Consider the following 18,926-nt stretch of genomic DNA (forward strand, 5'->3'; position numbering starts at 1 on the left):
CGGTGGGGCGCTACTTCCTCGGCAGGACCCGGCGTCGCCCGGCATGGGTCGGCCCACCACCGGACGGCGCCGTCGACGGCTCCGGCTCCGGCTCTTCCGGCTCATCGGGCTCGTCCGCACCCTCGGACGAGGGCTCCTCAGGCTCAGGCTCAGGCTCGGGCTCGGGTTCCGGCTGCGGTTCGGGCTGGGGCTCAGGCTCGGGCTCCGGCTGCGGTTCGGACTCGGGAACCCTCGGCTCCGAGGGCGGCTCTCCCGGCTCGCCGCTCGGCGACCCCGTGGAGCCGCCCGGGCTCCGTCCGCCCGGAGTCTCTCCACCAATGGCGATGCCGGAGAGCTCGACCGTGGCGCCGAGTCGGCCCCTGGCGTCGAACACCTGCAAGGTAGTGCTGTACTCACCCGGCTCCGTGGGCGCGAAGGCCACCAGGGCCTGGCAGGACGAGGCGTCCTGAGGGCAGGATTCGGACCGCAGAAGGCGGAACGCGGACGTCTCGGTTAGCCTCATCGTGGCGGCGTCGTAACACCAGTCCCACGGGACGGTGACGATCCTCTTCGACCGGTCGCCCACCCTGGTCCTGGGGAACGTGTACCCATCTCCGGTGACTTCCCGCGCGCACGCCCGCATCGTCCGGCCGCTCAGGGGCACCGTCACCGCCGCGCGGCCCGTCTTGTCGGGGACGATCAGCGTCGTGGTGAACGTCCCGGGCGTCCTCGGGCTGAAGCCCACCTGCACACGGCAGGTGGCACCGGACGACGTCGGACAGTCGAAGCCTTCACCGAACCCGAAGGCCGTGCCGTCGGACAACCGGATCCCGTCGGCGTCGAAGCACGAGTCCCAAGGGATGGTGACGACCTTCCAATCCGTCTCGCCCGGCTCGGTCGCGTCGAACTCTGGACTCTGAACGGGCACGTCTCGTCGCGGACAGGGCTCGACGGGACGGACGGCCGTGCCGGTCAGGCGCAGCGTCACGGCCGTCCCGCCGCTCACCGAGGGCACCACGACGGTCGCGCTGTAGGAACCCTCGCGTTCGGTGGGGCGGAACGTCACCCGGAACCGGCACAGCGACTCCGCGCCCGGCGGCGGGCACGAGGTGAGCACCGGCGCCCCGAACCCGGAGGCCCCGGCTCCCCGGACGGACATGGCCTGAACGTCGTCGCACGCTCGCCGGGGGAAGGCGAAGTCCTCGGACACCGTCCGGCCCATCTGCACGGAACCAAAGTCATGGGACGGAAGGGTGAAAGGCGGGCACGGTGCTCTGCCCTCTTCCCGTCCCCGGTCTTTGCCCCCGGACTTCGTCGGGCCGCCCTTGGACACCGTTCGAGAGCCGCCGTTCCCATCAGACTCACCAGGGCCCGGTGTCGAGGACCCCTCCGGCGTGGGCGGCACGGGCGTGGAGGGCGCGGGTGTCGGCGGTGTGGGCGTGGACGGGACGGGTGTGGGCGGTGTGGGTGTGGGCGGTGTGGGTGCGGGCGTGGACGGCGCGGGCGTGGGCGCGGGCAGTGTGGGCTGGGGCTTGGGCCCCGCCGCCTTCTCGAACGTCGCGTCGTCCCGTAGGACCCACAGACCCGACCCGATCAGAGCCACCAGGACCAGCAGGCCCACGCAGAGAAGCGCCAGATTGGATCGGACCGGCCGCTTGGCCTGGTCCATCGCGGCGTTCCGCGCGGAGGCCCGCAGGGAAGGTGAACCGGCGGCTGCCATGGAACCCGCGGCGGCGGGGCCCGCGACCGCCTCGGTGGTGAGCGTCGTGTCGGCGATGCTCGTGCCGCCCTGCGCGGCGCCGGGTCCGGCGCCGCTCGACCGCAGCGCCAGCGCCGCGGCGCCAAGGACCACCAGCCCGCGGCTCTCCCAGTCCTCGCCGTACTGCTCCCGGGCCACCGCCTCCAGCTCATGGACGAACTCGGACGCGCCCGGCGGACGCTCGCCCGGGTCCTTGGCCATTCCGCGCGTCACCAGCCCGCGCAGCGGCGCGGGCACCAGGTCCACCGGGACCGGTTGGTGCACGTGCTGGGCCATCAACACCAGGTCCTGGTCGCCCCGGTAGGGCGGGCGACCCGCGACGCATTCCACGAACACGCAGGTGGCGGCGTAGACGTCGGCGGCGGGCCCGGCCGGGTCGCCGTTGCACTGCTCCGGCGCCATGTACGCGGCGGTGCCCGCGACCGACGCCTCCCCGGAGACCGACGCCACCCCGAAGTCGATGAGCTTGCTGACGCCGTCGTCGTCGACGATGACGTTGTCGGGCTTGTAGTCGCGGTGCACCACCCCGGCGGCGTGCGCGGCGGCCAGCCCCAGCAGGGAACCCTTGAGGACGGCGAGCGCGGCCTCCGGGGGCAGGGCGGTGTGCTGGCGCAGCAGCCGGGTCAGCGAGACGCCCTCGACGGCGTCCATCACCAGCGCGATGCCCGTGGTGCCCCGGACCAGCGCGTGCAGGCGGACGACGTTCGGATGGTCCACCGCCGCCATGATCCGGGCCTCGCGCTCGTCCGGCACGCGCGGCGCCGTCCGCTCCTCCGTGGCCACGTACTTGATCGCGACGAGGGTCCCCGCCTCGTCGCGGGCCAGCACGACCCGTCCATGCGCCCCGGCCCCGAGTTCCCCCAACTCGGTGTATCCGGGTACCCGCCAACCGCTCATATCCGGCTCCCCCTGTCAAGCACCAAATTTCCCCATCGGTGAGACAGTTCAGGCTACGGTCGGCGCCTTTGATCACACATCACCGGTTGTCTGGAACGCGCCTAGTGATAAATGGTGAATTCGCCGCCGCCGGATGGCCTTCCGCGAAGATCGATCTAGGATTGGCGGGGCGCGGTGGCCGGTCGTCGGGGGCGTCAAGGGGGATGTGTCATGCGTGTGCTCGTGGTCGACGACCAGCTCATCACCCGCGCGGGGCTGCACCAGTTGCTCAGCGAAGAGGGGCATCAGGTGGTCGGAATGCTGGACCATCCCGACAAGGTGGCCCCGGCGGTCTCCACGCTCCGTCCGGACGCGGTGGTCCTTGATCTGGTAATGCCTCCCGACTTCAAGGACGAGGGGGTACGAACCGCCCTCGCCCTGCGCCGCGACCACGCCCGCCTCGGAATTCTGGTCCTATCAGAACACGCTATTCCGGAGTGCGCGGAAAGACTGCTGGCGAGCGGCGAGAAAGGCACCGGATACCTCCTCAAGGAAAGGATCATGGTGCCTTACCAGTTGAGCCGGGCGCTGACGCATCTGGCCGGGGGCGGCACCGTCATGGAACCGGAGCTGGTCGGAGACCTGATGCGGGCCCGCAGCCGCGACGAGCGGCTGTCCGGGCTGAGCGGCAGCGAACGCGAAGTCCTGCGGTTACTGGCGGAGGGCCTCACCGACCGGGGCATCGCCGAGCGCCTGCACGTGTCCAAGAACACCGTGAGCACGCACGTCAGCCACGTCTTCGACAAGCTGAACCTCCCCCGCAGCTCCCTGGAGAACCGCCGGGTCCTGGCGATCCTGACCTACCTCCAGCGCGACGACTGATTCCGGCCGGGGGGACGAAGGTCCCTATCGGGGATTAGCGCTGCGGAAGCCGATCATGGCTGCCGGTTGGCTCTGGACGACGACGGAAGCGGTGGCACGGTGACGAAGACGGGACAGGAGAGCGCGCCCCGTCCGGCGGGCTCCGGCCGGGCCGGAGGCGACGCCCGGCCCATGCTCATGCTGGTGGTGGCCACCGTCGGATTCGCCGTGAACTTCTGGGCGTGGGCTCGGTGGGACGAATCCCGGTCGGGGTATTGACCGACCGTTTCGGCGGACGCGTGATGTTCCCGCTCCTCTCCCTGATCACGATCGTCCCCGTCCTGTACCTAGGCCTCTGGGGTCACTCCACGCTGGCCGCACTACTAGTGGGCGGCTTCTTCCTGGGCGTGGGAGGCACCACGTTCGCGGTCGGCGTCCCGTTCGTGAACGCGTGGTTCCCGCCGGAACGCCGCGGGTTCGCGGTCGGAGTGTTCGGCGCGGGCATGGGCGGTACCGCGATCAGCGCCGGTATACGCGGCCGTGGCCTGGACGGTGTTGCGCGAGACCCCCGGCCGGACACCCCCGCCCCCATCGGCTACCTGACCCGCCCCTACATCGTCTACCGCAGCCGCGACGAACAACTAGGAATGCAGCACCCCCCAAGAGGCTGGGACCGCGTCCCCTAATACAGAAGACGTAGTGGCGCGAGCAAGCGTGGCGAGCTGATGATGCTGGCCGATCCGCCATGATGGGAGATCGCCGTGGTGACCGCTCACCGGAAACAGGAGACCAACTCCCTACCCTGATCGATGAGGACGACCTAGAAGCCCTGCCGATCATCGGGGTCGGGCCGTCGCTCTATCAACTCTCGGATCCGGTCGGGCATGTCGGCGGGCTCGATTCCCAGTTCGGCGGTGCGCTGCCGCCCATACGCCTGAAGGTCGCGTAGCTGCTCGGCCAGCGTGATCGACTTCATGACGCGGTAGGTGGTACGCAGAGCCTTCTCGTGCCGGTGCGGACTCACGGGGTGTGAGCCGGGGCGGGGTCGAGGTGGCGGACGAGAAGTTCGGTGGTCTCCTGGAGGTCGATGAGGGGACGCCGGACGTAGCAGCGCGGAGTGGACCACCCGCAGAAGTCGCGGCGGTGGACCCACACGTTGAGGCCGGGGAAGACGAGAACGGACATGCCGTTCTGCCCCGGGCTGTGCCTCCCCTCGAACCCGCGCCGGACGAGGTTACCGAGCAGGTGATACGCGGCCGCCCCCGGATGGACGCGGTAGTGCAGGCCCGGCCAGTCCTCGGGGAGCGGCAGCGCGAACCAGACCGCCTTCCCACAGGTGGGGACGGCGGTGCGAGATCGCGTCGGGGCGGTGCCCCAGTCGGCCGTCACCTCGCGGACGAGCTGGAGCCCCTTGCCGAACTCGTCCAGCGGCTCACCGTCGGACGCGACCGGCACGGCCGCCCGATCGCCGTCGAACACGGACACGACGAGCTGCGGCGACGGGACGATCCGCGCCCAGATCCACAGCTCGGGCGGAGTCGCCTGACCGGCGTACCGCAGCGCGTTGGTCGCCACCTCGGACACGGCGAGCTTCCCGTCCTCGATCACGTCCCGCCCCAGCCGCAGCTCCTCCATCACCTGCTGCAAGAGCCGCCGCGCCACCCCCGGCCCACTCTCGCCCCCAGGCAGCTGCCACGCACACAACCCCCCATTAACCAGCCCCCACGCCCCTTTGACCTCCATCGCGCCGCCTCTCTCGATGATCACGATGCGTATGCATCGCGTCACATGCTGTATGGACGGCTCGATAGTGGCTGACGCAGAACTAGGATGCAATCCCGTTCCAGAAACTCATATGCAATGACCGATATAGACTGTGTGTGCGGATTCGGCCACGCATGGTGAGCTTGGGAGTGCAGAATGACAGCTGACCACCAAGGAGGTGCCCCGATGCCACGCCCCGAGAGCCCGACCGTCCGCCGGATCATGTTGGGCATCCGGCTCCGTGCCCTACGCACCCGCGCTGGCGTCGCGGCGGACGACGCGGCCCGCCACATCGCCCGGACGGACTCGACCATCAGCCGGATGGAGACGGGCCAGAGTTCTGTGCCCGCCCGTGTCCTCGAACGCCTCGTGGAGCTGTACGGCGCGACGCCGGAGGAGATCGCCCAACTGACCGAACTGGCGAAGGCCGCCCGGCAACGCGGCTGGTGGCAACGCTACGGCGAGGTCCTCCACCCGGGTTTCGAGTTCTACCTCGGCCTAGAAGCCGAGGCCACGGAGATGCACGCCTACGTCAGTGAGTGGGTGCCGGGCATCCTCCAGAGTCCTGAGTACGCCCGTGCGGTGTTGTCGGTCGAGCCTCGTCCCCCATCGGAGGAAGAGATCCAAGCTCGCATCGAGGCCCGCACCGCTCGACAGGCGATTCTGAGCGGAGACGACCCACTTCAGTATTGGGTTGTGCTCGACGAATCCGTCCTTCACCGCGCCGTCGGAAGCTCTCAGATCATGGCTGAGCAGTTGCGTGTTCTCCTCACTCAGGCCCGACGCCGCAACATCAAGGTGCAGGTCCTGCCGTTCTCGATCGGGGCGCACCCTGGGACATGCGGTTCGTTCACACTGCTTACCCTCGACTTGGGAGACGCTGCCGTGTCCGAATACGTCTACGTCGAGAACCGCGCAGGCTCGCTGCTGATGGACAAGGTGCCCGAGGTCGAGACCCATCGGCTGGCGTTCGACTCTCTGCGAGCCCAGGCATTGAGTCCTCGGGACTCGATCGCCATGATTGAGAAGATTGCCACAGACTGGGAGCAGCCAGAGAGGTTGGGCGGATGATGGGGCGTGAGTGGCGAAAGAGTTCCTACAGCGGCAGCACGGGTGGGGACTGTGTGGAAGTAGCGTCACTTGGTGATGCGAATGCTGTGCGGGACTCCAAGAATCCGGAGGGCAGCGTCCTGACGCTGGACCGGGACGCGTGGTCGGCGATGATCTCGCAGATCAAGCAGGGCGCGTACGACCTTTAGTTTCGGCTGCTGCCGGGTAGCCACATGCCGCGTCTTTCTTCAGACTGCGGCATGTGGCTAGTTTCTGCTCATGGAGACGAAGGAGTACTAGATGATCAGTGCTGACCTTGATCGTGTCGTCTTTCCACAAGAGCAGCTACAACGAAGGCGCTAACGGCTGCGTGGAAGCGGGCGTCCTTCACTCTCAGCGTCTCGTTCGAGACTCCAAGAACCCGGAGGGTGGCTTCTTAACCTTGGAGCGGGACGCGTTGGCAGCCCTGCTGACCGAGATCAAGCGGGGCTCGTACGACCTTTGACTTGGGTCCGCCCGCGTTCATGGGTTGAGTTGTTGGTTGTGCATCGCCGCTGCGGTGGTGGGAGTTCGTGGTTGGTGCGCGGCGGCATGGTGCTATGCCGGGCGGTGCAGGTAGGCCTCGATGCGGTCTAGGGCTCCGACCCAGACCTCGTCCGTGAAGAAGTCGCGGAGTTCGGGGGTGGGGAAGCCGCTTTGGACGGCCGTGAACAAGGTGCCGCCTTCGTGTTCCTCGAAGGTGATCTCGATGGTGGTGGTCATGGTCATGCCATCGGGAGTGCTGCCGACGGACTCGGTGACCAGGCGGTGTGGACGGTCGATCTCCAGGAAGGTCTGTGTCTCGCGGAAGAGGTTGTCGGCGTCCGGGCCCCAGACCGCGGTTTGCCGTCCTCCGACGCGTAGGTCGACCTCGATCTCGACGATGCCGGGCTCCTCGTCGAGGATGCTGAACCAGATCTTCTGCTTCTCGGCGTCGGTGTAGGCGTCGAAGACCTCCTCTGGAGTCGCGGGCAGTACACGGCTCGTGCGCAGCTGGAGGGTCTCGGTGTCGTTTCGCGTCATCGCTCGGTGTCCTTCTCGGTGTTGTTAAGAGTGAAGTAGGCGTCCAGGCCGTCGAGGCGACGTTCCCACAGGCGCTGGTAGAAGCTGATCCACGACATGGCGTCCTCAAGGCGTTCGGTTCCCAGCCGACACTGTCGCGATCGGCCGACCTTCGCGGTCGTGACCAGGCCTGCGTCTTCCAGGACCTGCACGTGCTTCTTCATGCCGGTGAGCGACATGCCGAATGGTTCGGCCAGCTCGCCGATCGTGGCGGGCCCCTGACCGAGCCGGATGAGGATCTGTCGCCGGGTCCGGTCCGCCAGGGCGGCGAACGTGCGATCAAGGACCTCTTGCTGAACCATGTGGTTCACCATACGACACTGAACCGATTGGTGCAATGTCCGGGTCGGTGGATGGTGGCCGACCGTCGCGGTGTACGGGAAACGTCGGCCGGTTCGCATCGACGGGAATGTGACCGATTTGATCGGGGTCGTGTTTTCCGGTGTTTTTCAGCCTCGTTGTGGTTGAGCCTTTTGAGAATCTCGGGAGTGACCTAGAGTGATCATGGCGATTCGGTCCGAAGTAACGGCTCTGGATTCTTGAGTTTCTCAATCGGGAGAGTGATGGACGGGATAGGTTGCGGGATTTATGGATGCGTTCTTGCGGGATGGGCACCCGCTCCTCGGTCACGTGCCGGGACCCTTGGTCCTCGCGAGTCACGACGGGACGATCTGGGCGGCCGGTGGCGGTCGCGGCGCGAGTTCGGTGTTGCGGTTCGAGGCCGAGGGCTGGCGCGCATGGCCGGTCGGTGCCAACGGTTTGCGTGCGGTGCTGCCGCTCGACGACCGGATCGCCGTCGTCGCGGGCGAACACGGCTACCTCGCGATCGTCGAGTATTCGAGTGGGGACATAGTCGTCAGTGAAGTCGACACAGAGCAAAGCGGCTGCTTGTTCGGCCTGACCCGGATTGGTGACCTGATCTGGGTCACCGGAGAAAAAGGTTTCGTCGCCGCGCTCGATCCCCAGACCCGTGTACTACAAGCGCAGCCGCGATTCACCAAAAAGCGCCTTGCCCGCGCGGTGGTCGCTCCCGACGGCGAACCGGTGTTCGTCGCCGGTCGCAAGCTGATACGGCGCCTTCCTGACGGCACCACCGACCCGATACTCATCGGGCGTGCGCGGTTGAACGGTCTCGCCTACGCACCCGACGGCGGCTTCGCGGTGGCCGGTGACGCGGGCCAGCTCTACCTGGCAGCGCCAGGTCAGTCGCCCGAGCCGTGCAGTGGCGTTCCCGCGCTGGATCTGGAATGCCTAATCTACGATCCGCGGCGGGACGGCTTCCTGGTCGTCGGCGAGGACGGCTACGTCGGAGCGCTCGGCCGCGACGGCGTCTTGCAGCCGTTGCCCGCCGCGCAACCGCCGTACCGCCTCACCAGCATCCTGCCCTGGGGTGATGGCCACCTGTACGCCGGTTGGTTCGAGGAAGGACCGCCCTACCAGTTCTGTGGCGCGCTGTACTTCGACGGCGACGACCCCCCCGGCAAGGTGTACCGGGCGCCGCGTCAGGACTTCGGCCCGCCGAGGACGCGCACCGTCGGTCGTTCCGGCCGTCCACCGCTCGCGATCGACGCCTACGAGAAGATCCCGATCGACGAGGCCCAACGGCGCATGCCCGAGGTGGAATGGCCCGACCACGGCTTCTCGTTCAACGAGGTCCGCTTCTACGAGGGCGATGTCCACGTCGCCGACACCGACGCACTGTTCGGCGATCACAGGAAAAACTACGGGGTCGCGATCCTCGGAGACCTGATCGTCGACGGGACGCTCGACGCCACCGCGGGCGGCGACGGCTACGGCAGCCTCCTGGCCGTCCAGGGCGACGTGGGGGCCCACGCCGCGATACTCCGCTACGGCATCAACGCCACGATCAGCGGCACACTCGAAGTCGCCACCGTCCTGATGTGCTCCCACGGCGACGACGGAGGCGCCCTCGTGGCCGAGGTGATCCGCACCCAAGTACTTCACTACTCGGCCTACTTCGCCAAGCCCGAGGCCAAGATCGACGCATTCTGCGTCGGCAATGTCTACGGCGATATCAGCTTTCCACCGAAACGCGCCAAGGAGGTGTTCGTCGCCGACGTCCTCGACGAGTACGGCTACCTCGATGAGAATACGGCGAGGGACTGGCTTTGTGAGGGCAGGTCGATCCTGCGCGACGAGTGAGTTCGCCACCGCCGGTGTTTGGCCGCTCGTGGGGGCTGTGCGTAGCTTTTGACCATGGATGAGCTAGACCTTCTCAAGCGCTCCGATGGTCCGGTCACCCGCGGCGGGCTCGTCCGCGATCTGGGCGAGTTGGGGTTGGCCGAGGGCGACATCGTCATGTTCCACACCGCGATGTCGGCGCTGGGGTACGTCGCCGGTGGGCCCCAGACGATCATCAATGCGCTGCGGGACGTGGTCGGCGCGCGGGGCACGTTGATGGTCACCTGCGGCTGGAACGACGCCCCGCCCTACGACTTCACCGACTGGCCCGAAGAGTGGCAGGCCGCCGTGCGTGCCGAGCACCCCGCGTACGACCTGCTGCTCAGCGAGGCCGACCACAACAACGGCCGGTTGCCCGAGGCCCTGCGCCGGTGGCCGGGTGCGGTACGCAGTCGTCACCCCGACGTCAGCTTCGCCGCACTCGGCCCGGCGGCCCACCTCCTCATGGACGATCACCCGTGGGACGACCCGCACGGCCCCGGCAGCCCGCTGGCCCGCCTGACCGCCGAGGGCGGCCGGGTCCTCCTGCTGGGCGCGCCGCTCGACACCCTGACGCTTCTGCACCACGCGGAGGCCCTGGCCGAAGCGCCGGGAAAGCGGTTCGTCGACTACCAGCAGCCCATCACCGTGGACGGCGAGCGCGTCTGGCGACGCTTCCACGACATCGACTCCGAGAACGGCGCCTTCGACTACACCCCGGTCGTGCCCGAGGGCCAGGACCCCTTCGAGGCCATCGCCCGCGACATGCTCGCCGCCGGACACGGACGACAAGGACGGGTCGGCGCCTCGACCAGCTACCTGTTCGAGGCGCCCGACGTCGTCAGCTTCGGCGTCAACTGGATCGAGAGCAAGCTCGCGCGATAGCCCAGAACCAGCGGTCAATCACTTCGGACGGGCTCGCTCGCCGGTGACTGGACGGTGTTCCCGAAATGGTCGGTAGCGCGAATGGTGTAGGTATGGGTGCTGCCGGACGCCAGACCGCTGTCGGTGTGGTCAAGCATCTTCAGATCCCAGAACCGCGAGGCCGAGTTGCGCGTGTGGACGACGGTGGTTCCGTCGCGAACGACCTGGTAGGTCAGGTTTCTGTTGTCGCGGTCCCAGGTCTGGCGCCAGGTGATTCTCAAGGTGCCGGTGGTGCCGTCCGGCTTGGTGACCGTGGGCTTGGCGATCGGTTCGGGCGGGTTGACGTCCTCGGCCGCGGCGAGGGTCCCGAAGCGGGTCAGCCCCTGCTGGGGTCGCTGGTTCACGGTGGTGAAGTCGCCGCCGACCCACAGGTAGCGGTTGTTGTTGTCGATGGCGCGCGGGCCCTGGCCGCCATCGGCCGCGGCGTTGGTGTCGGGGAACCAGTGCAGGATCGGCGGGGTGTCGTGCTTCGCCGGGTCCGGGACGGCGGGCTCGGCGAGGAGACGTTGGTGGCCGTCGTCGTCCAGTTCGGGGAAACCGTCGGGCTGGCTGGAGCAGTCGTGGGCGTGGGAGCCGGTGTAGAGCACGCCGTCCAGCAGCCCGATGGCCTCGCTGCCACCCCTGCACCGGTCGATCCAGCGCAGAACTCCGCCGTTCGGGTCGACGGCCATACGTCCGTCAAAAGCTCCCGTGCCCGCGGCGCTGACATAGACGCTGTCGGTGGCGGCGTCGGCGACGAGGTCGGTGGCCCAGGAGTGGCGGGTGTCGTCGATGCGCTCCAGACCGGTCTCCCAGGGGGCGCTGGTGCCGGTGGCGTCGGTGCGGACGGAGCCCAGGCCGTGCGGGGGCCTGCCGTTGAGGGTGTCGAACTTGCCGCCGATGACGACCTGGGACCCGTCAGGCGAGACGACCATGGACATGACACGGGCGTCGGCGATCGGAGCCCAGCCGGTGAGGGCCCCGGTAGCGGTGTCGAAGGCGGCCAGAAGCTGACGGGCGGTGCCGTCCACGCTGGTGAAGGTGCCTCCCGCGTACACGGTGGTCGCGGTCACGGCGAGAGTCTCCACGGACCCGTCGATGTCATGCCGCAACCCCGTGAGCTGCCCGCCGGGCAGGGCGAAGGACGCGATCCGGGGCCGCGACTGCCCATTGACCGTGGCGAACTTCCCGGACACGTACAGGGTGCGGCCATCGGGCGTCACCGCAAGGTCCTGAACGATGTCCTCTTTGGCGTTCTTAGCCTGAATGTCGGGATTGAAGGGGAGTGGCTCCCCGGTGGTGGCGTTGAAGGCGGCCACGTTGTTGCGGCGCAGCTCCCGCGGATCGCCGGGGCTCGTACCGGGTGGACGGATCGCGGTGAAAGTGCCGCCGACATAGACGGCGTCACCGACCACCTTCACGGTCCAGACCGTGCCGTTGGTCTGCCAGGTGGGCAACGGGTCGGCGGTCACGGTCGGCGGTTCCCCCGCCGGTGGCGCGGTGTCGGCCGCCGCCGACGGCACGCCGAGCGCGGTCGTGGCGCCGAGCGCCACGATCGCGACGGCATGACGAACGCGCGGATGCGGCGAGTGAACCGGTAAGAGCCGGGCACAGAGAGCATCAGAACCTGCCCATGAGTGTCGCGGTCTGGTCGCGATGATCATCACATCGCGGCCCCACTCCGAACAAGATGCAAGCTGACCGTTTTTGATATTTGAGGTCATCCAACCTGTCGATGGCTGAGGCGTTCTCCTGTCGCGCGTGCGGACGCCTCCCTTGTCCGAGCGGTTGACATCGTGAGCCAACCCGGACTCAGTATTGCGCGACCGTGCTGCTCAGCAGACCACCACAGATGGTGACGGGCCACTTCGAGGGCTGGTGTTCCTCATCGTGAGGAGAACTAGCGTGCTGATGTACCCGGACAAGGGCACGGCCTACCGGCGATGGTTTCGTGTCAGCGCGAAAGGGAGCGGCTGAATATCGCAGTGAGGGACGCAGATATGGACTCAGGGCCGGGGTGGACTATTTGAGGACGGGGAGTCCCGCGCGGAGCCGTTCGAGGAACTTATGGACGTCGACCGCGTCGCGTTCGCGGGAGACCACCTCCGGGACGAAAGCGTCGGCGATCTCGTCGGTGGTGAAGTCGATGTCGGCGTCGTTGAGGTAGCCGCGGAAGTGGAAGTTGTCGATGTGGCGGGCGCCGGGCGCGGTGACGCGCAGGTCGTGGTCGGAGTTGATCACCCAGGGGGTGTCGATCGCGCCGGTGTCCAGGACGCCGTCGTTGTAGTAGCCGTAGACCAGGTAGGTGAAGACGCCGCCGTTGATGTAGATCTCGGCGTCGCCGCCCTCCAGGGTCTCGGCGCGAGTGGTGCCCCGAACGGACAGCGTGGGCCTGGTCTCGTAGAGGGCGATCGGCCCGTTCACCGTGAGGTTTCCGGTGATGTGGACGCCGTCGAATTCCTGCTCGACGATCCCCGTCACGGCTTTGAGGAAATCTCCTTCGACGACGACGTCTCCGTCCAACAAAGGGATCGTGTCGTACAGCCAGTCCCATTCGAAGCGCAGGCTGTCGCCGAGACGCGCGACGGCGTCCTCGTAACTGAGGAGTTCTGGAGCGGGATGGGTGATCATGTCGCTCACCATAGTTCTTTCCGGCCACGATTCGGGTTGTTTCCCGAAGACCCGGTCGCTGACTGTGTGTCGCGGGCTGTAACGGAATCGTCGACCATCGCCGATTAGGGTCGTCCCCGAACCTTTCCTGGTTCTCGGGACGATGTTTCGCCGGATCGAGCGAGTCCGGGGCGATCCATGCCGGGACATGGACGTCCCGCGTGGACCGTCCTGAATTGCAGCGCAGGTGCCGAGGCGGCTGGAACGCGGAACGGTCACAAGCCGAGGGAGGCGGCGAGACGTTTGGGGGCTGAGAGCCGCCACCCTTCGGTGACCAGCTCGGTCAGCTCCTCGGGTTCGACGTTCGCCAGCTTGATCGCCACCCAGGCGAAGCGACCCCCGGCCCAGGACGGGGAGAAGGTGTCCGGGTCTTCGGCGACGAGGGCGGCCTGCTCCTCGCGGGTCGCCTTCAGCATGACGATCCCTTCGGCCTCGTTCAGGTAGCAGAACCCCTTGTCGCGCACCCGGAAGCCGGTGTGGTCCGAGAACGCCTCCCGTTCGGTCACCTCTGGCAGGCCCAGCACGACCTGCAGGAACTCCTCGACGCGCATACCGAGAGATGTACCAGCCGGGTACGACACGCGGCCCGTCCACCGCACGAACGGATCCGGAATCCGGGCGGCACCGCCGCGTCGCCCACGGGAACGACTCGGCCACTCGTCCTGCCTCCTTGACCGGGCGCGCGTCCTGCTGGACGAATGGCAGTCGGTGACCGCCCAACCTTGGACATGTTCCTGAACTCGTCCTGCCGCTGGACCACAGATGGCCTCAGAGGCAACGATATGACGGACGTTGATGCTCTGAGAGGCGGACGAATGACTCGCCGTTTTCCGCTCCCCGGTGACGAACCGGCCAGACTGGTCGCCCCGTCCCGGCCGGTTGGTGGGAGGGGCATGCGCCCGCGAGACCTGCCGCGGCGCCGTACTCTCCTCCGCCCCGGTGTGACGCCGGCCCTGAAGGCGACGCGCGTGTCGGACGAGCGCGTCACATCCGCCGATGACCTAGACCCCGCGACGATCCTCGGCCCGCGGCGTCCGCCCGTCCCGCGCTTCGCGTCTCCGGCGGGACCGCGCGACAGGGGCACGACCGGACGTCTGAACCGCGAGAGCGACCACGGGTCCCGCCCATGGTGACGCCCGAAGAGATCGCGCGGCGCAGTGCCGAACGGATGTGGGCGGACGACGCCGCGAGCCGTTCCCTCGGCATGCGGATCGTCCACGTCGGTCCGGGCACGGCGACGGTCACCATGGACGTCCGCCCCGTCATGATCAACGGCTGGGGCATCTGCCACGGCGGCCTGGTGACGAGCCTGGCCGACTCGGCGTTCGCCCTCGCCTGCAACTCCTTCGGCGAAGTGACCGTGGCGGCGGGATTCGACATCACGTTCCTGGAACCGGTCCACCAAGGCGACACGCTCGTCGCGAACGCGTGGATGCGTTCGCGACGCGGCCGAAGCGGCCTCTACGACGTGACCGTCACCCGGACGTCCGGAGAATCCCCCGTCGTCGTAGCGGAACTGCGCGGTCGCAGCCGCTCGACCGGCCGTCCCATCGAGCCGCGCTGAGTCCGACCACGCTGCGAGTGCCGGTGTGCGGGCAAGGCCCCGCATGTGGTGGACGAATCACCACCCGTAGCGGAGTTCCCGCGGGGCCTCGCCCCCGGAAACGCGCTGCCGGCACTAATCCCACGGTTGAGCTCCGCTTGGAAGCCGGAGGAGCACCGTCAGGGCGGGGCCCGCCCGGGTGGCTTCCGGGCAACCGGACTTTCGTGAGATCTCGCTTGTAGGCGTGTGATCAGCACCGGCATGATCTGGCCCCATGACCCAGAACTCGAACTTCGAGACCGTGACACATGATCCGTCCGACGGCGTCTATGCCAGCACGGACGACTATGTGCACGCCCTGGAGGTCCGCGGCGCGCAACGCCTGCTCTTCGTCTCCGGAACGATGGGACTCGACCCCACCGGAACACCCGGAGCCACCCTCGACGAACAACTCGACCTCATCTGGAACAACCTCCGGACGATTCTCGCCTCGGCCGGAATGACCGTGGACAACATCGTCCGGCTCACCAGCTACCTGCGTGACGCCGCCTACGCCGAGGCGAACGCGGCGGCCCGCACGAAGGCACTGGGCGGCCGTATCGTTCCCACCACGGCGATCGTCGCGCAGACACTCGTCAGCGACTGGTTGGTGGAAATCGAAGTCGTGGCCGCCGCCTGACGCGCCCACCAGGCGGGTTCGGTGCGGATCCGGCCTCGCCGCAGCACCGATCCCGCCAGGTGGACGTCGCCGCTCAAACCGCGCTGTCATCCGAATTCCGGGCACGCCCCGCGACGCCCATTCCGACCGACTCAGCGAAATCCACGACCATCGCGCATGGATGCCGCGCCTACATGACATCGGACCGGACGTGCCCCGCCGCGAGTCGCGTTCAGAATTGACGGTTGCGGCGTTCGATCAGCACGGCGAGGTGGTGACCGCTTCCGACCAGTCCCCGGTCCCGACGGTGCTTGTGATTCGGGCGCGCTCCTTCGCGTCCTGACCGCACGACCAGCCGTGCGACAGGGAATAGTACTGGGTTTCGAAGAACGGGAAGATCGTCTTCGAGCCGCCCGAGCTGTACTCCCAGCTGTTCGTGGTGTAGTTCCAGCGTTCGTGTGTCACGGTCACAGTGGTCTCTGCGATTCCCAGGTTCTTCAGCTCCAGGAATGGCATGGTGCCGTACTCGGGATCCCAGGACCCGAGAACGACGCTACAGTTCTTGTACACGACGGATCCGAGGCTGTGCTCCGGACCGCAGACGGTGTCCGTGGTCCGAGCGGACGCGATTCCCGCTCCGCTCATGGCGGTGACCAGCACCGCCGCCCCCGTCACGGCCGCGAGGCGATGAGACCCCCGTAAGTTCATGCAATCCTCCTTGGAACGACTTCGACGACGTGATCGCCGTCGCTTGATTTATCGATCATTTGGAGCGTTGCAGCAAGGCACCCGCCACGTCCGCAATCGGCCACATGGCAGACCTAAAGGCCGGTACACGTTCTCCGGACAAGCCTTCATGCGGTAACAACAGCACTACGAATCGCACATCGAAATCACGCCGACCTGCACCTGATCCAGCCGCGCCACGCCTCCCTTTCGGTGTGCGAGCCGACGAAAATTGCCACCCACCCGTCACAGCGAAACCGTTCGACCTCACGAACACCACGAGTGGCTACGGCCCGCCCGCTCACAACAGCCTCCGAAATCACCCGCCAGCAACCCACAGCAGGTAGATCACCATCCCACCCGCGAAACCAAAATGTTTCCCGAAGGCTATTTCGGAATCGCATCCCGGTCAGGCCAGGTGCCGTAGGTGATCGTGCCGAGTATCGGCGGCGCCGACGGGCACCAGGCTGAACTCCTCCACTTCCGCGCCGAAGTAGGGCGCGTGCGGGTCGGTGACCACCTCGCGCGGGTCGTTCCAGGAGGCCAGGGCGTCACGGAAGAACTCGTCCAGGCGGAAACGCTCCGGCCCCGCGACCTCGACCCGGCCGTTCAGCGGCGCACCCGTCGCCGTCGACAGCGGCTCGCGACAGCGCCCACCGTCGCGTGACGACCACTGCCGTGCGGCTGCGGCGGAGCAGGGCGTCGTCACCCGCTCATCCTGCGGTAGCGGCCGACGACCAGCGGGAAGAAGATCGCGATGGTCGGCACCGGCCGACCGACCGCCATGAGCGTGGCTTGCTCGCTCCTGCGCGTTCTCACGATTCGTGGCCTCAGCGACAAGGTCGCCGCGCTGGTGCCGGTTGAGGAGGCCACGGCGACGTCCGTGTAGAACCTGCACGGCGGCCCTGGCGTCACCGTCTACGTCGTCCGAGCGGCACGTTGGACGCGGGCGGAGAAGCCGCCACGAGAATGACGGCGATGGGCAGCGAGACGTTCGATACAAGCCGCACCCGCGACTTGCTGTCCGTTGACGCGTGAGGCTGCTCCCGCATCGTTGACCTCGCTGCGCGGGGATCGAACTGTGAAGCCGGCGCGGGGATGGCGGGGCAATTCTCGTGGGGAGGACGGCGCGCGGCGGCTACGGCCGGATCCCGGAATGCGGGGCGACCTTCGGCCCGCGAAGCGGTGAACCCGGATTACTGCGGGACGCCGCAACGCTCTCGCAGGCACGGGGATTGCTACGCCGTCCGAAACGGCACGTTGAACGCCTGGTCAACCACACGGGGTTGCATCCGGTACCTAGGTACGGGCTTACCGTCCGGAATATGGAACTTCAGCAGGTACAGGACGATCATGGGTGGGCGCCGCGGGCGTGCACGTTGCCGACCGCCGAGCGGCCGCTACGGGAGGCCGAGTTCGACGCGTTGTTCGCCGAGGGGGTGACCGCCGTCCACACGGAGGGGGGACGGGTGCGCCTGGCGCTGCGTCCCGACCCTCGTGTGGCCGGGCGAGCCGCCGAGTTGGCGGTCCGGGAGACGGGGTGCTGCTCGTTCTTCACCTTCACCCTGACCGCCACCGGAGGCGCGCTGACCCTGGAGGTCGGCGTCGACGAGCGACACACCGACGTGCTGGACGCACTGGCCACCCGCGCCACCCGGTTGAGCGAACGCGGCGGGCGGTCCTGACGGGACGCCCGCCGCGTGGCCGAAGCCTCAGGCGGGGGTGATGTTCTCCGCCTGCGGGCCCTTCTGGCCCTGGGTGACGTCGAACGACACCTTCTGGCCTTCCTGGAGCTCACGGAAGCCCTGGCCCGCGATGTTGGAGTAGTGGGCGAAGACGTCGGCGCCGCCGCCGTCCTGCTCGATGAAGCCGAAGCCCTTCTCCGCGTTGAACCACTTGACCGTACCGGTGGCCATGTCATCTCCTTCTGGTCTGTCCCGACCGCACACCGTGCACGGCCGAGGACGCCGCGATGGCCCATCCGGAAGATCCGAAACAACAAAAAATGCGCCTGAGGTCAGATCCAACAGGCGCATGCACATGTCTATGGGAACCGCAACTACCCGCACAGTACCACATGGTCCGCCGGACGGAAGGGGTGCATACTGCGGTAATGAGATACTCCGGATCCTCCAGGCAGCGGCACCTCCCCACCAGCCCTTTCCCGCCGCCGCCCGCCGCCCCGCCCGTCGTGAAGTTCGCGCTCCAGGACCTGGTCACCCACGACAAATACGGGCTGGGACGCGTCGTGGAAGTGGAGGCGGGAGGGGCTGTCCTCGTCGATTTCGGAACCGGAAAAATCAGGATCCTTGCCCCGTACCCACGGCTCCTGAAGCTCTGAGACCCGCGCCGAGCCCGCCGAGCCCGCGGGGTTCGTCATCGCGCTGGGCGCAGCGCTTCCAGATGAGGTGGTAGGTCGACCACGTGGACCCGTCGGGGGAGCCCACCTTAATCAAGCTGGTCTTCGTCGGAACCGACGTCTTGACGTCGACCCGCAACCGGCTGTTGATCAGAAGCCTGGGGTCTTCGTTGCAGGGCGTGAAGACACCGTGACCTCCCCGCTGGGCCGCTGGTTCTAGAACGCGAAGTTGATCTTCGCGTTGCCCATCGCCCCCTGTGCCAGGTGGGCGAAAACCCGCCGGTCCGTCCGCTCGATGGCGTAGGAGTAGCCTCGCCCGGGGCCACGTCCGTCATGGGCGCCTCCCGGTCGCCTGCCACTCTCGCCACGACGGTGCGGTCCGAGCAGCCGGTCCCCGTGGCGGCCACGACGAGACCGGCGGTCCTTTCGCGCATGAGCTTTCCCTGCCCTGACTGAGAATTAACCTAGAACTTAACTCTCATTCAGAATGCAGTCA

General features: G+C 67.5%; 23 protein-coding genes and 1 pseudogene. 12 read left to right on the forward strand and 12 right to left on the reverse strand.

Annotation, left to right across the window (positions count from 1 at the left end):
• Nucleotides 1-10: 10 nt before the first annotated feature.
• A complete protein-coding gene (locus D0T12_RS03635) occupies nucleotides 11-2,635 on the reverse strand; it encodes a serine/threonine-protein kinase (protein ID WP_117397785.1) in 2,625 nt (874 codons plus the stop codon).
• Nucleotides 2,636-2,845: 210 nt separating this feature from the next.
• Here D0T12_RS03635 and D0T12_RS03640 point away from each other — a divergent pair, with 210 nt between their 5' ends.
• The 3 genes from D0T12_RS03640 (at nucleotide 2,846) to D0T12_RS37310 (ending at nucleotide 4,161) form a co-directional block, all read left to right on the forward strand.
• The gene (locus D0T12_RS03640; protein WP_117397786.1) at nucleotides 2,846-3,496 is read left to right on the forward strand and encodes a LuxR C-terminal-related transcriptional regulator; all 651 of its coding nucleotides are present in this window, start codon (nucleotides 2,846-2,848) and stop codon (nucleotides 3,494-3,496) included.
• 99 nt (nucleotides 3,497-3,595) lie between these two features.
• A complete protein-coding gene (locus tag D0T12_RS37305) occupies nucleotides 3,596-3,754 on the forward strand; it encodes a hypothetical protein (RefSeq protein ID WP_407642030.1) in 159 nt (52 codons plus the stop codon).
• Complete coding sequence (locus tag D0T12_RS37310) at nucleotides 3,751-4,161, forward strand: MFS transporter (RefSeq protein ID WP_407642031.1); 411 nt, start codon at nucleotides 3,751-3,753, stop codon at nucleotides 4,159-4,161. Before D0T12_RS37305 ends, D0T12_RS37310 begins: the two co-directional genes overlap by 4 nt.
• 134 nt (nucleotides 4,162-4,295) lie before the next feature.
• On the opposite strand, the gene D0T12_RS35225 is transcribed toward D0T12_RS37310, so the two are convergent.
• Together D0T12_RS35225 and D0T12_RS03650 are read right to left on the reverse strand one after the other, a co-directional pair.
• Nucleotides 4,296-4,451 carry a hypothetical protein gene (locus D0T12_RS35225; protein ID WP_158581393.1) on the reverse strand — a complete coding sequence of 52 codons (156 nt, stop codon included), beginning with the start codon at nucleotides 4,449-4,451 and terminating at the stop codon, nucleotides 4,296-4,298.
• A gap of 44 nt (nucleotides 4,452-4,495) precedes the next feature.
• The gene (locus D0T12_RS03650) at nucleotides 4,496-5,137 is read right to left on the reverse strand and encodes an ATP-binding protein (RefSeq protein ID WP_117397787.1); all 642 of its coding nucleotides are present in this window, start codon (nucleotides 5,135-5,137) and stop codon (nucleotides 4,496-4,498) included.
• Nucleotides 5,138-5,425: 288 nt separating this feature from the next.
• Here D0T12_RS03650 and D0T12_RS03655 point away from each other — a divergent pair, with 288 nt between their 5' ends.
• From D0T12_RS03655 to D0T12_RS03665, 3 genes are all read left to right on the forward strand, one after another.
• Nucleotides 5,426-6,310 (forward strand): helix-turn-helix domain-containing protein, encoded by an 885-nt coding sequence (locus D0T12_RS03655; protein ID WP_158581394.1) that lies wholly within the window; start codon nucleotides 5,426-5,428, stop codon nucleotides 6,308-6,310.
• Entirely contained in the window at nucleotides 6,310-6,498 is a 189-nt protein-coding gene (locus D0T12_RS03660) for a DUF397 domain-containing protein (RefSeq protein ID WP_325050733.1), read from the forward strand. The genes D0T12_RS03655 and D0T12_RS03660 overlap by 1 nt, the downstream gene beginning before the upstream one ends.
• 98 nt (nucleotides 6,499-6,596) lie before the next feature.
• Nucleotides 6,597-6,794: a DUF397 domain-containing protein gene (locus tag D0T12_RS03665; protein WP_117397790.1), complete on the forward strand. Its 198-nt coding sequence runs from the start codon at nucleotides 6,597-6,599 to the stop codon at nucleotides 6,792-6,794.
• Between the two features lie 92 nt (nucleotides 6,795-6,886).
• On the opposite strand, the gene D0T12_RS03670 is transcribed toward D0T12_RS03665, so the two are convergent.
• Nucleotides 6,887-7,351, reverse strand: a complete 465-nt coding sequence (locus tag D0T12_RS03670) for an SRPBCC family protein (RefSeq protein WP_117397791.1) — start codon at nucleotides 7,349-7,351, stop codon at nucleotides 6,887-6,889.
• Nucleotides 7,348-7,692: an ArsR/SmtB family transcription factor gene (locus D0T12_RS03675; RefSeq protein ID WP_117398035.1), complete on the reverse strand. Its 345-nt coding sequence runs from the start codon at nucleotides 7,690-7,692 to the stop codon at nucleotides 7,348-7,350. The genes D0T12_RS03670 and D0T12_RS03675 overlap by 4 nt, the downstream gene beginning before the upstream one ends.
• 286 nt (nucleotides 7,693-7,978) lie before the next feature.
• Here D0T12_RS03675 and D0T12_RS35230 point away from each other — a divergent pair, with 286 nt between their 5' ends.
• Together D0T12_RS35230 and aac(3) are read left to right on the forward strand one after the other, a co-directional pair.
• Nucleotides 7,979-9,553 (forward strand): WD40 repeat domain-containing protein, encoded by a 1,575-nt coding sequence (locus D0T12_RS35230; RefSeq protein WP_158581395.1) that lies wholly within the window; start codon nucleotides 7,979-7,981, stop codon nucleotides 9,551-9,553.
• A gap of 54 nt (nucleotides 9,554-9,607) precedes the next feature.
• A complete protein-coding gene (gene aac(3), locus D0T12_RS03685) occupies nucleotides 9,608-10,456 on the forward strand; it encodes an aminoglycoside 3-N-acetyltransferase (protein ID WP_117397792.1) in 849 nt (282 codons plus the stop codon).
• Nucleotides 10,457-10,470: 14 nt separating this feature from the next.
• Here the strand turns inward: aac(3) and D0T12_RS03690 are convergent, their stop codons facing one another.
• The 3 genes from D0T12_RS03690 to D0T12_RS03700 all read right to left on the reverse strand — a co-directional run bounded on the left by D0T12_RS03690 (nucleotide 10,471) and on the right by D0T12_RS03700 (nucleotide 13,695).
• Nucleotides 10,471-12,027 (reverse strand): hypothetical protein, encoded by a 1,557-nt coding sequence (locus D0T12_RS03690; RefSeq protein ID WP_117397793.1) that lies wholly within the window; start codon nucleotides 12,025-12,027, stop codon nucleotides 10,471-10,473.
• A 469-nt stretch (nucleotides 12,028-12,496) separates the two neighbouring features.
• Complete coding sequence (locus D0T12_RS03695) at nucleotides 12,497-13,105, reverse strand: hypothetical protein (protein ID WP_147339365.1); 609 nt, start codon at nucleotides 13,103-13,105, stop codon at nucleotides 12,497-12,499.
• 254 nt (nucleotides 13,106-13,359) lie between these two features.
• Nucleotides 13,360-13,695: an MmcQ/YjbR family DNA-binding protein gene (locus tag D0T12_RS03700; protein ID WP_117397795.1), complete on the reverse strand. Its 336-nt coding sequence runs from the start codon at nucleotides 13,693-13,695 to the stop codon at nucleotides 13,360-13,362.
• Between the two features lie 575 nt (nucleotides 13,696-14,270).
• On the opposite strand from D0T12_RS03700, the gene paaI reads away from it, so the two are divergent.
• Together paaI and D0T12_RS03710 are read left to right on the forward strand one after the other, a co-directional pair.
• Nucleotides 14,271-14,708, forward strand: coding sequence for a hydroxyphenylacetyl-CoA thioesterase PaaI (gene paaI / locus D0T12_RS03705; protein ID WP_117397796.1), 438 nt, complete (start codon nucleotides 14,271-14,273; stop codon nucleotides 14,706-14,708).
• A 253-nt stretch (nucleotides 14,709-14,961) separates the two neighbouring features.
• Nucleotides 14,962-15,366 carry a RidA family protein gene (locus D0T12_RS03710; RefSeq protein WP_117397797.1) on the forward strand — a complete coding sequence of 135 codons (405 nt, stop codon included), beginning with the start codon at nucleotides 14,962-14,964 and terminating at the stop codon, nucleotides 15,364-15,366.
• A 237-nt stretch (nucleotides 15,367-15,603) separates the two neighbouring features.
• On the opposite strand, the gene D0T12_RS03715 is transcribed toward D0T12_RS03710, so the two are convergent.
• Complete coding sequence (locus tag D0T12_RS03715; protein ID WP_117397798.1) at nucleotides 15,604-16,020, reverse strand: hypothetical protein; 417 nt, start codon at nucleotides 16,018-16,020, stop codon at nucleotides 15,604-15,606.
• 460 nt (nucleotides 16,021-16,480) lie between these two features.
• The gene (locus tag D0T12_RS03720; protein ID WP_199487263.1) at nucleotides 16,481-16,780 is read right to left on the reverse strand and encodes a hypothetical protein; all 300 of its coding nucleotides are present in this window, start codon (nucleotides 16,778-16,780) and stop codon (nucleotides 16,481-16,483) included.
• Nucleotides 16,781-17,396: 616 nt separating this feature from the next.
• On the opposite strand from D0T12_RS03720, the gene D0T12_RS03725 reads away from it, so the two are divergent.
• Nucleotides 17,397-17,756: a hypothetical protein gene (locus D0T12_RS03725; protein WP_117397799.1), complete on the forward strand. Its 360-nt coding sequence runs from the start codon at nucleotides 17,397-17,399 to the stop codon at nucleotides 17,754-17,756.
• Nucleotides 17,757-17,783: 27 nt separating this feature from the next.
• On the opposite strand, the gene D0T12_RS03730 is transcribed toward D0T12_RS03725, so the two are convergent.
• Nucleotides 17,784-17,987, reverse strand: coding sequence for a cold-shock protein (locus D0T12_RS03730; RefSeq protein WP_117397800.1), 204 nt, complete (start codon nucleotides 17,985-17,987; stop codon nucleotides 17,784-17,786).
• A 197-nt stretch (nucleotides 17,988-18,184) separates the two neighbouring features.
• On the opposite strand from D0T12_RS03730, the gene D0T12_RS03735 reads away from it, so the two are divergent.
• Entirely contained in the window at nucleotides 18,185-18,412 is a 228-nt protein-coding gene (locus tag D0T12_RS03735; RefSeq protein WP_117397801.1) for a hypothetical protein, read from the forward strand.
• On the opposite strand, the pseudogene D0T12_RS37315 reads toward D0T12_RS03735, so the two are convergent.
• Nucleotides 18,372-18,614 (reverse strand): annotated as a pseudogene (locus D0T12_RS37315) (DUF4360 domain-containing protein); the annotation flags it as partial. The gene D0T12_RS03735 and the pseudogene D0T12_RS37315 sit on opposite strands and share 41 nt — an antisense overlap.
• Between the last annotated feature and the right edge of the window lie 312 nt (nucleotides 18,615-18,926).

Origin of the sequence: Actinomadura spongiicola, from assembly GCF_003432485.1 — a bacterium.
Taxonomy (GTDB): domain Bacteria; phylum Actinomycetota; class Actinomycetes; order Streptosporangiales; family Streptosporangiaceae; genus Spirillospora; species Spirillospora spongiicola.

What these genes read in the sequence shown, in the direction of transcription:
- D0T12_RS03635 (WP_117397785.1), bottom strand. Translation starts at nt 2,635, where the DNA reads ATGAGCGGTTGGCGGGTACCCGGATACACCGAGTTGGGGGAACTCGGG.
- D0T12_RS03640 (WP_117397786.1), top strand. Translation starts at nt 2,846, where the DNA reads ATGCGTGTGCTCGTGGTCGACGACCAGCTCATCACCCGCGCGGGGCTG.
- D0T12_RS35225 (WP_158581393.1), bottom strand. Translation starts at nt 4,451, where the DNA reads ATGAAGTCGATCACGCTGGCCGAGCAGCTACGCGACCTTCAGGCGTAT.
- D0T12_RS03655 (WP_158581394.1), top strand. Translation starts at nt 5,426, where the DNA reads ATGCCACGCCCCGAGAGCCCGACCGTCCGCCGGATCATGTTGGGCATC.
- D0T12_RS03660 (WP_325050733.1), top strand. Translation starts at nt 6,310, where the DNA reads ATGGGGCGTGAGTGGCGAAAGAGTTCCTACAGCGGCAGCACGGGTGGG.
- D0T12_RS03670 (WP_117397791.1), bottom strand. Translation starts at nt 7,351, where the DNA reads ATGACGCGAAACGACACCGAGACCCTCCAGCTGCGCACGAGCCGTGTA.
- D0T12_RS03675 (WP_117398035.1), bottom strand. Translation starts at nt 7,692, where the DNA reads ATGGTTCAGCAAGAGGTCCTTGATCGCACGTTCGCCGCCCTGGCGGAC.
- D0T12_RS35230 (WP_158581395.1), top strand. Translation starts at nt 7,979, where the DNA reads ATGGATGCGTTCTTGCGGGATGGGCACCCGCTCCTCGGTCACGTGCCG.
- D0T12_RS03695 (WP_147339365.1), bottom strand. Translation starts at nt 13,105, where the DNA reads ATGATCACCCATCCCGCTCCAGAACTCCTCAGTTACGAGGACGCCGTC.
- D0T12_RS03700 (WP_117397795.1), bottom strand. Translation starts at nt 13,695, where the DNA reads ATGCGCGTCGAGGAGTTCCTGCAGGTCGTGCTGGGCCTGCCAGAGGTG.
- paaI (WP_117397796.1), top strand. Translation starts at nt 14,271, where the DNA reads ATGGTGACGCCCGAAGAGATCGCGCGGCGCAGTGCCGAACGGATGTGG.
- D0T12_RS03710 (WP_117397797.1), top strand. Translation starts at nt 14,962, where the DNA reads ATGACCCAGAACTCGAACTTCGAGACCGTGACACATGATCCGTCCGAC.
- D0T12_RS03725 (WP_117397799.1), top strand. Translation starts at nt 17,397, where the DNA reads ATGGAACTTCAGCAGGTACAGGACGATCATGGGTGGGCGCCGCGGGCG.
- D0T12_RS03730 (WP_117397800.1), bottom strand. Translation starts at nt 17,987, where the DNA reads ATGGCCACCGGTACGGTCAAGTGGTTCAACGCGGAGAAGGGCTTCGGC.
- D0T12_RS03735 (WP_117397801.1), top strand. Translation starts at nt 18,185, where the DNA reads ATGAGATACTCCGGATCCTCCAGGCAGCGGCACCTCCCCACCAGCCCT.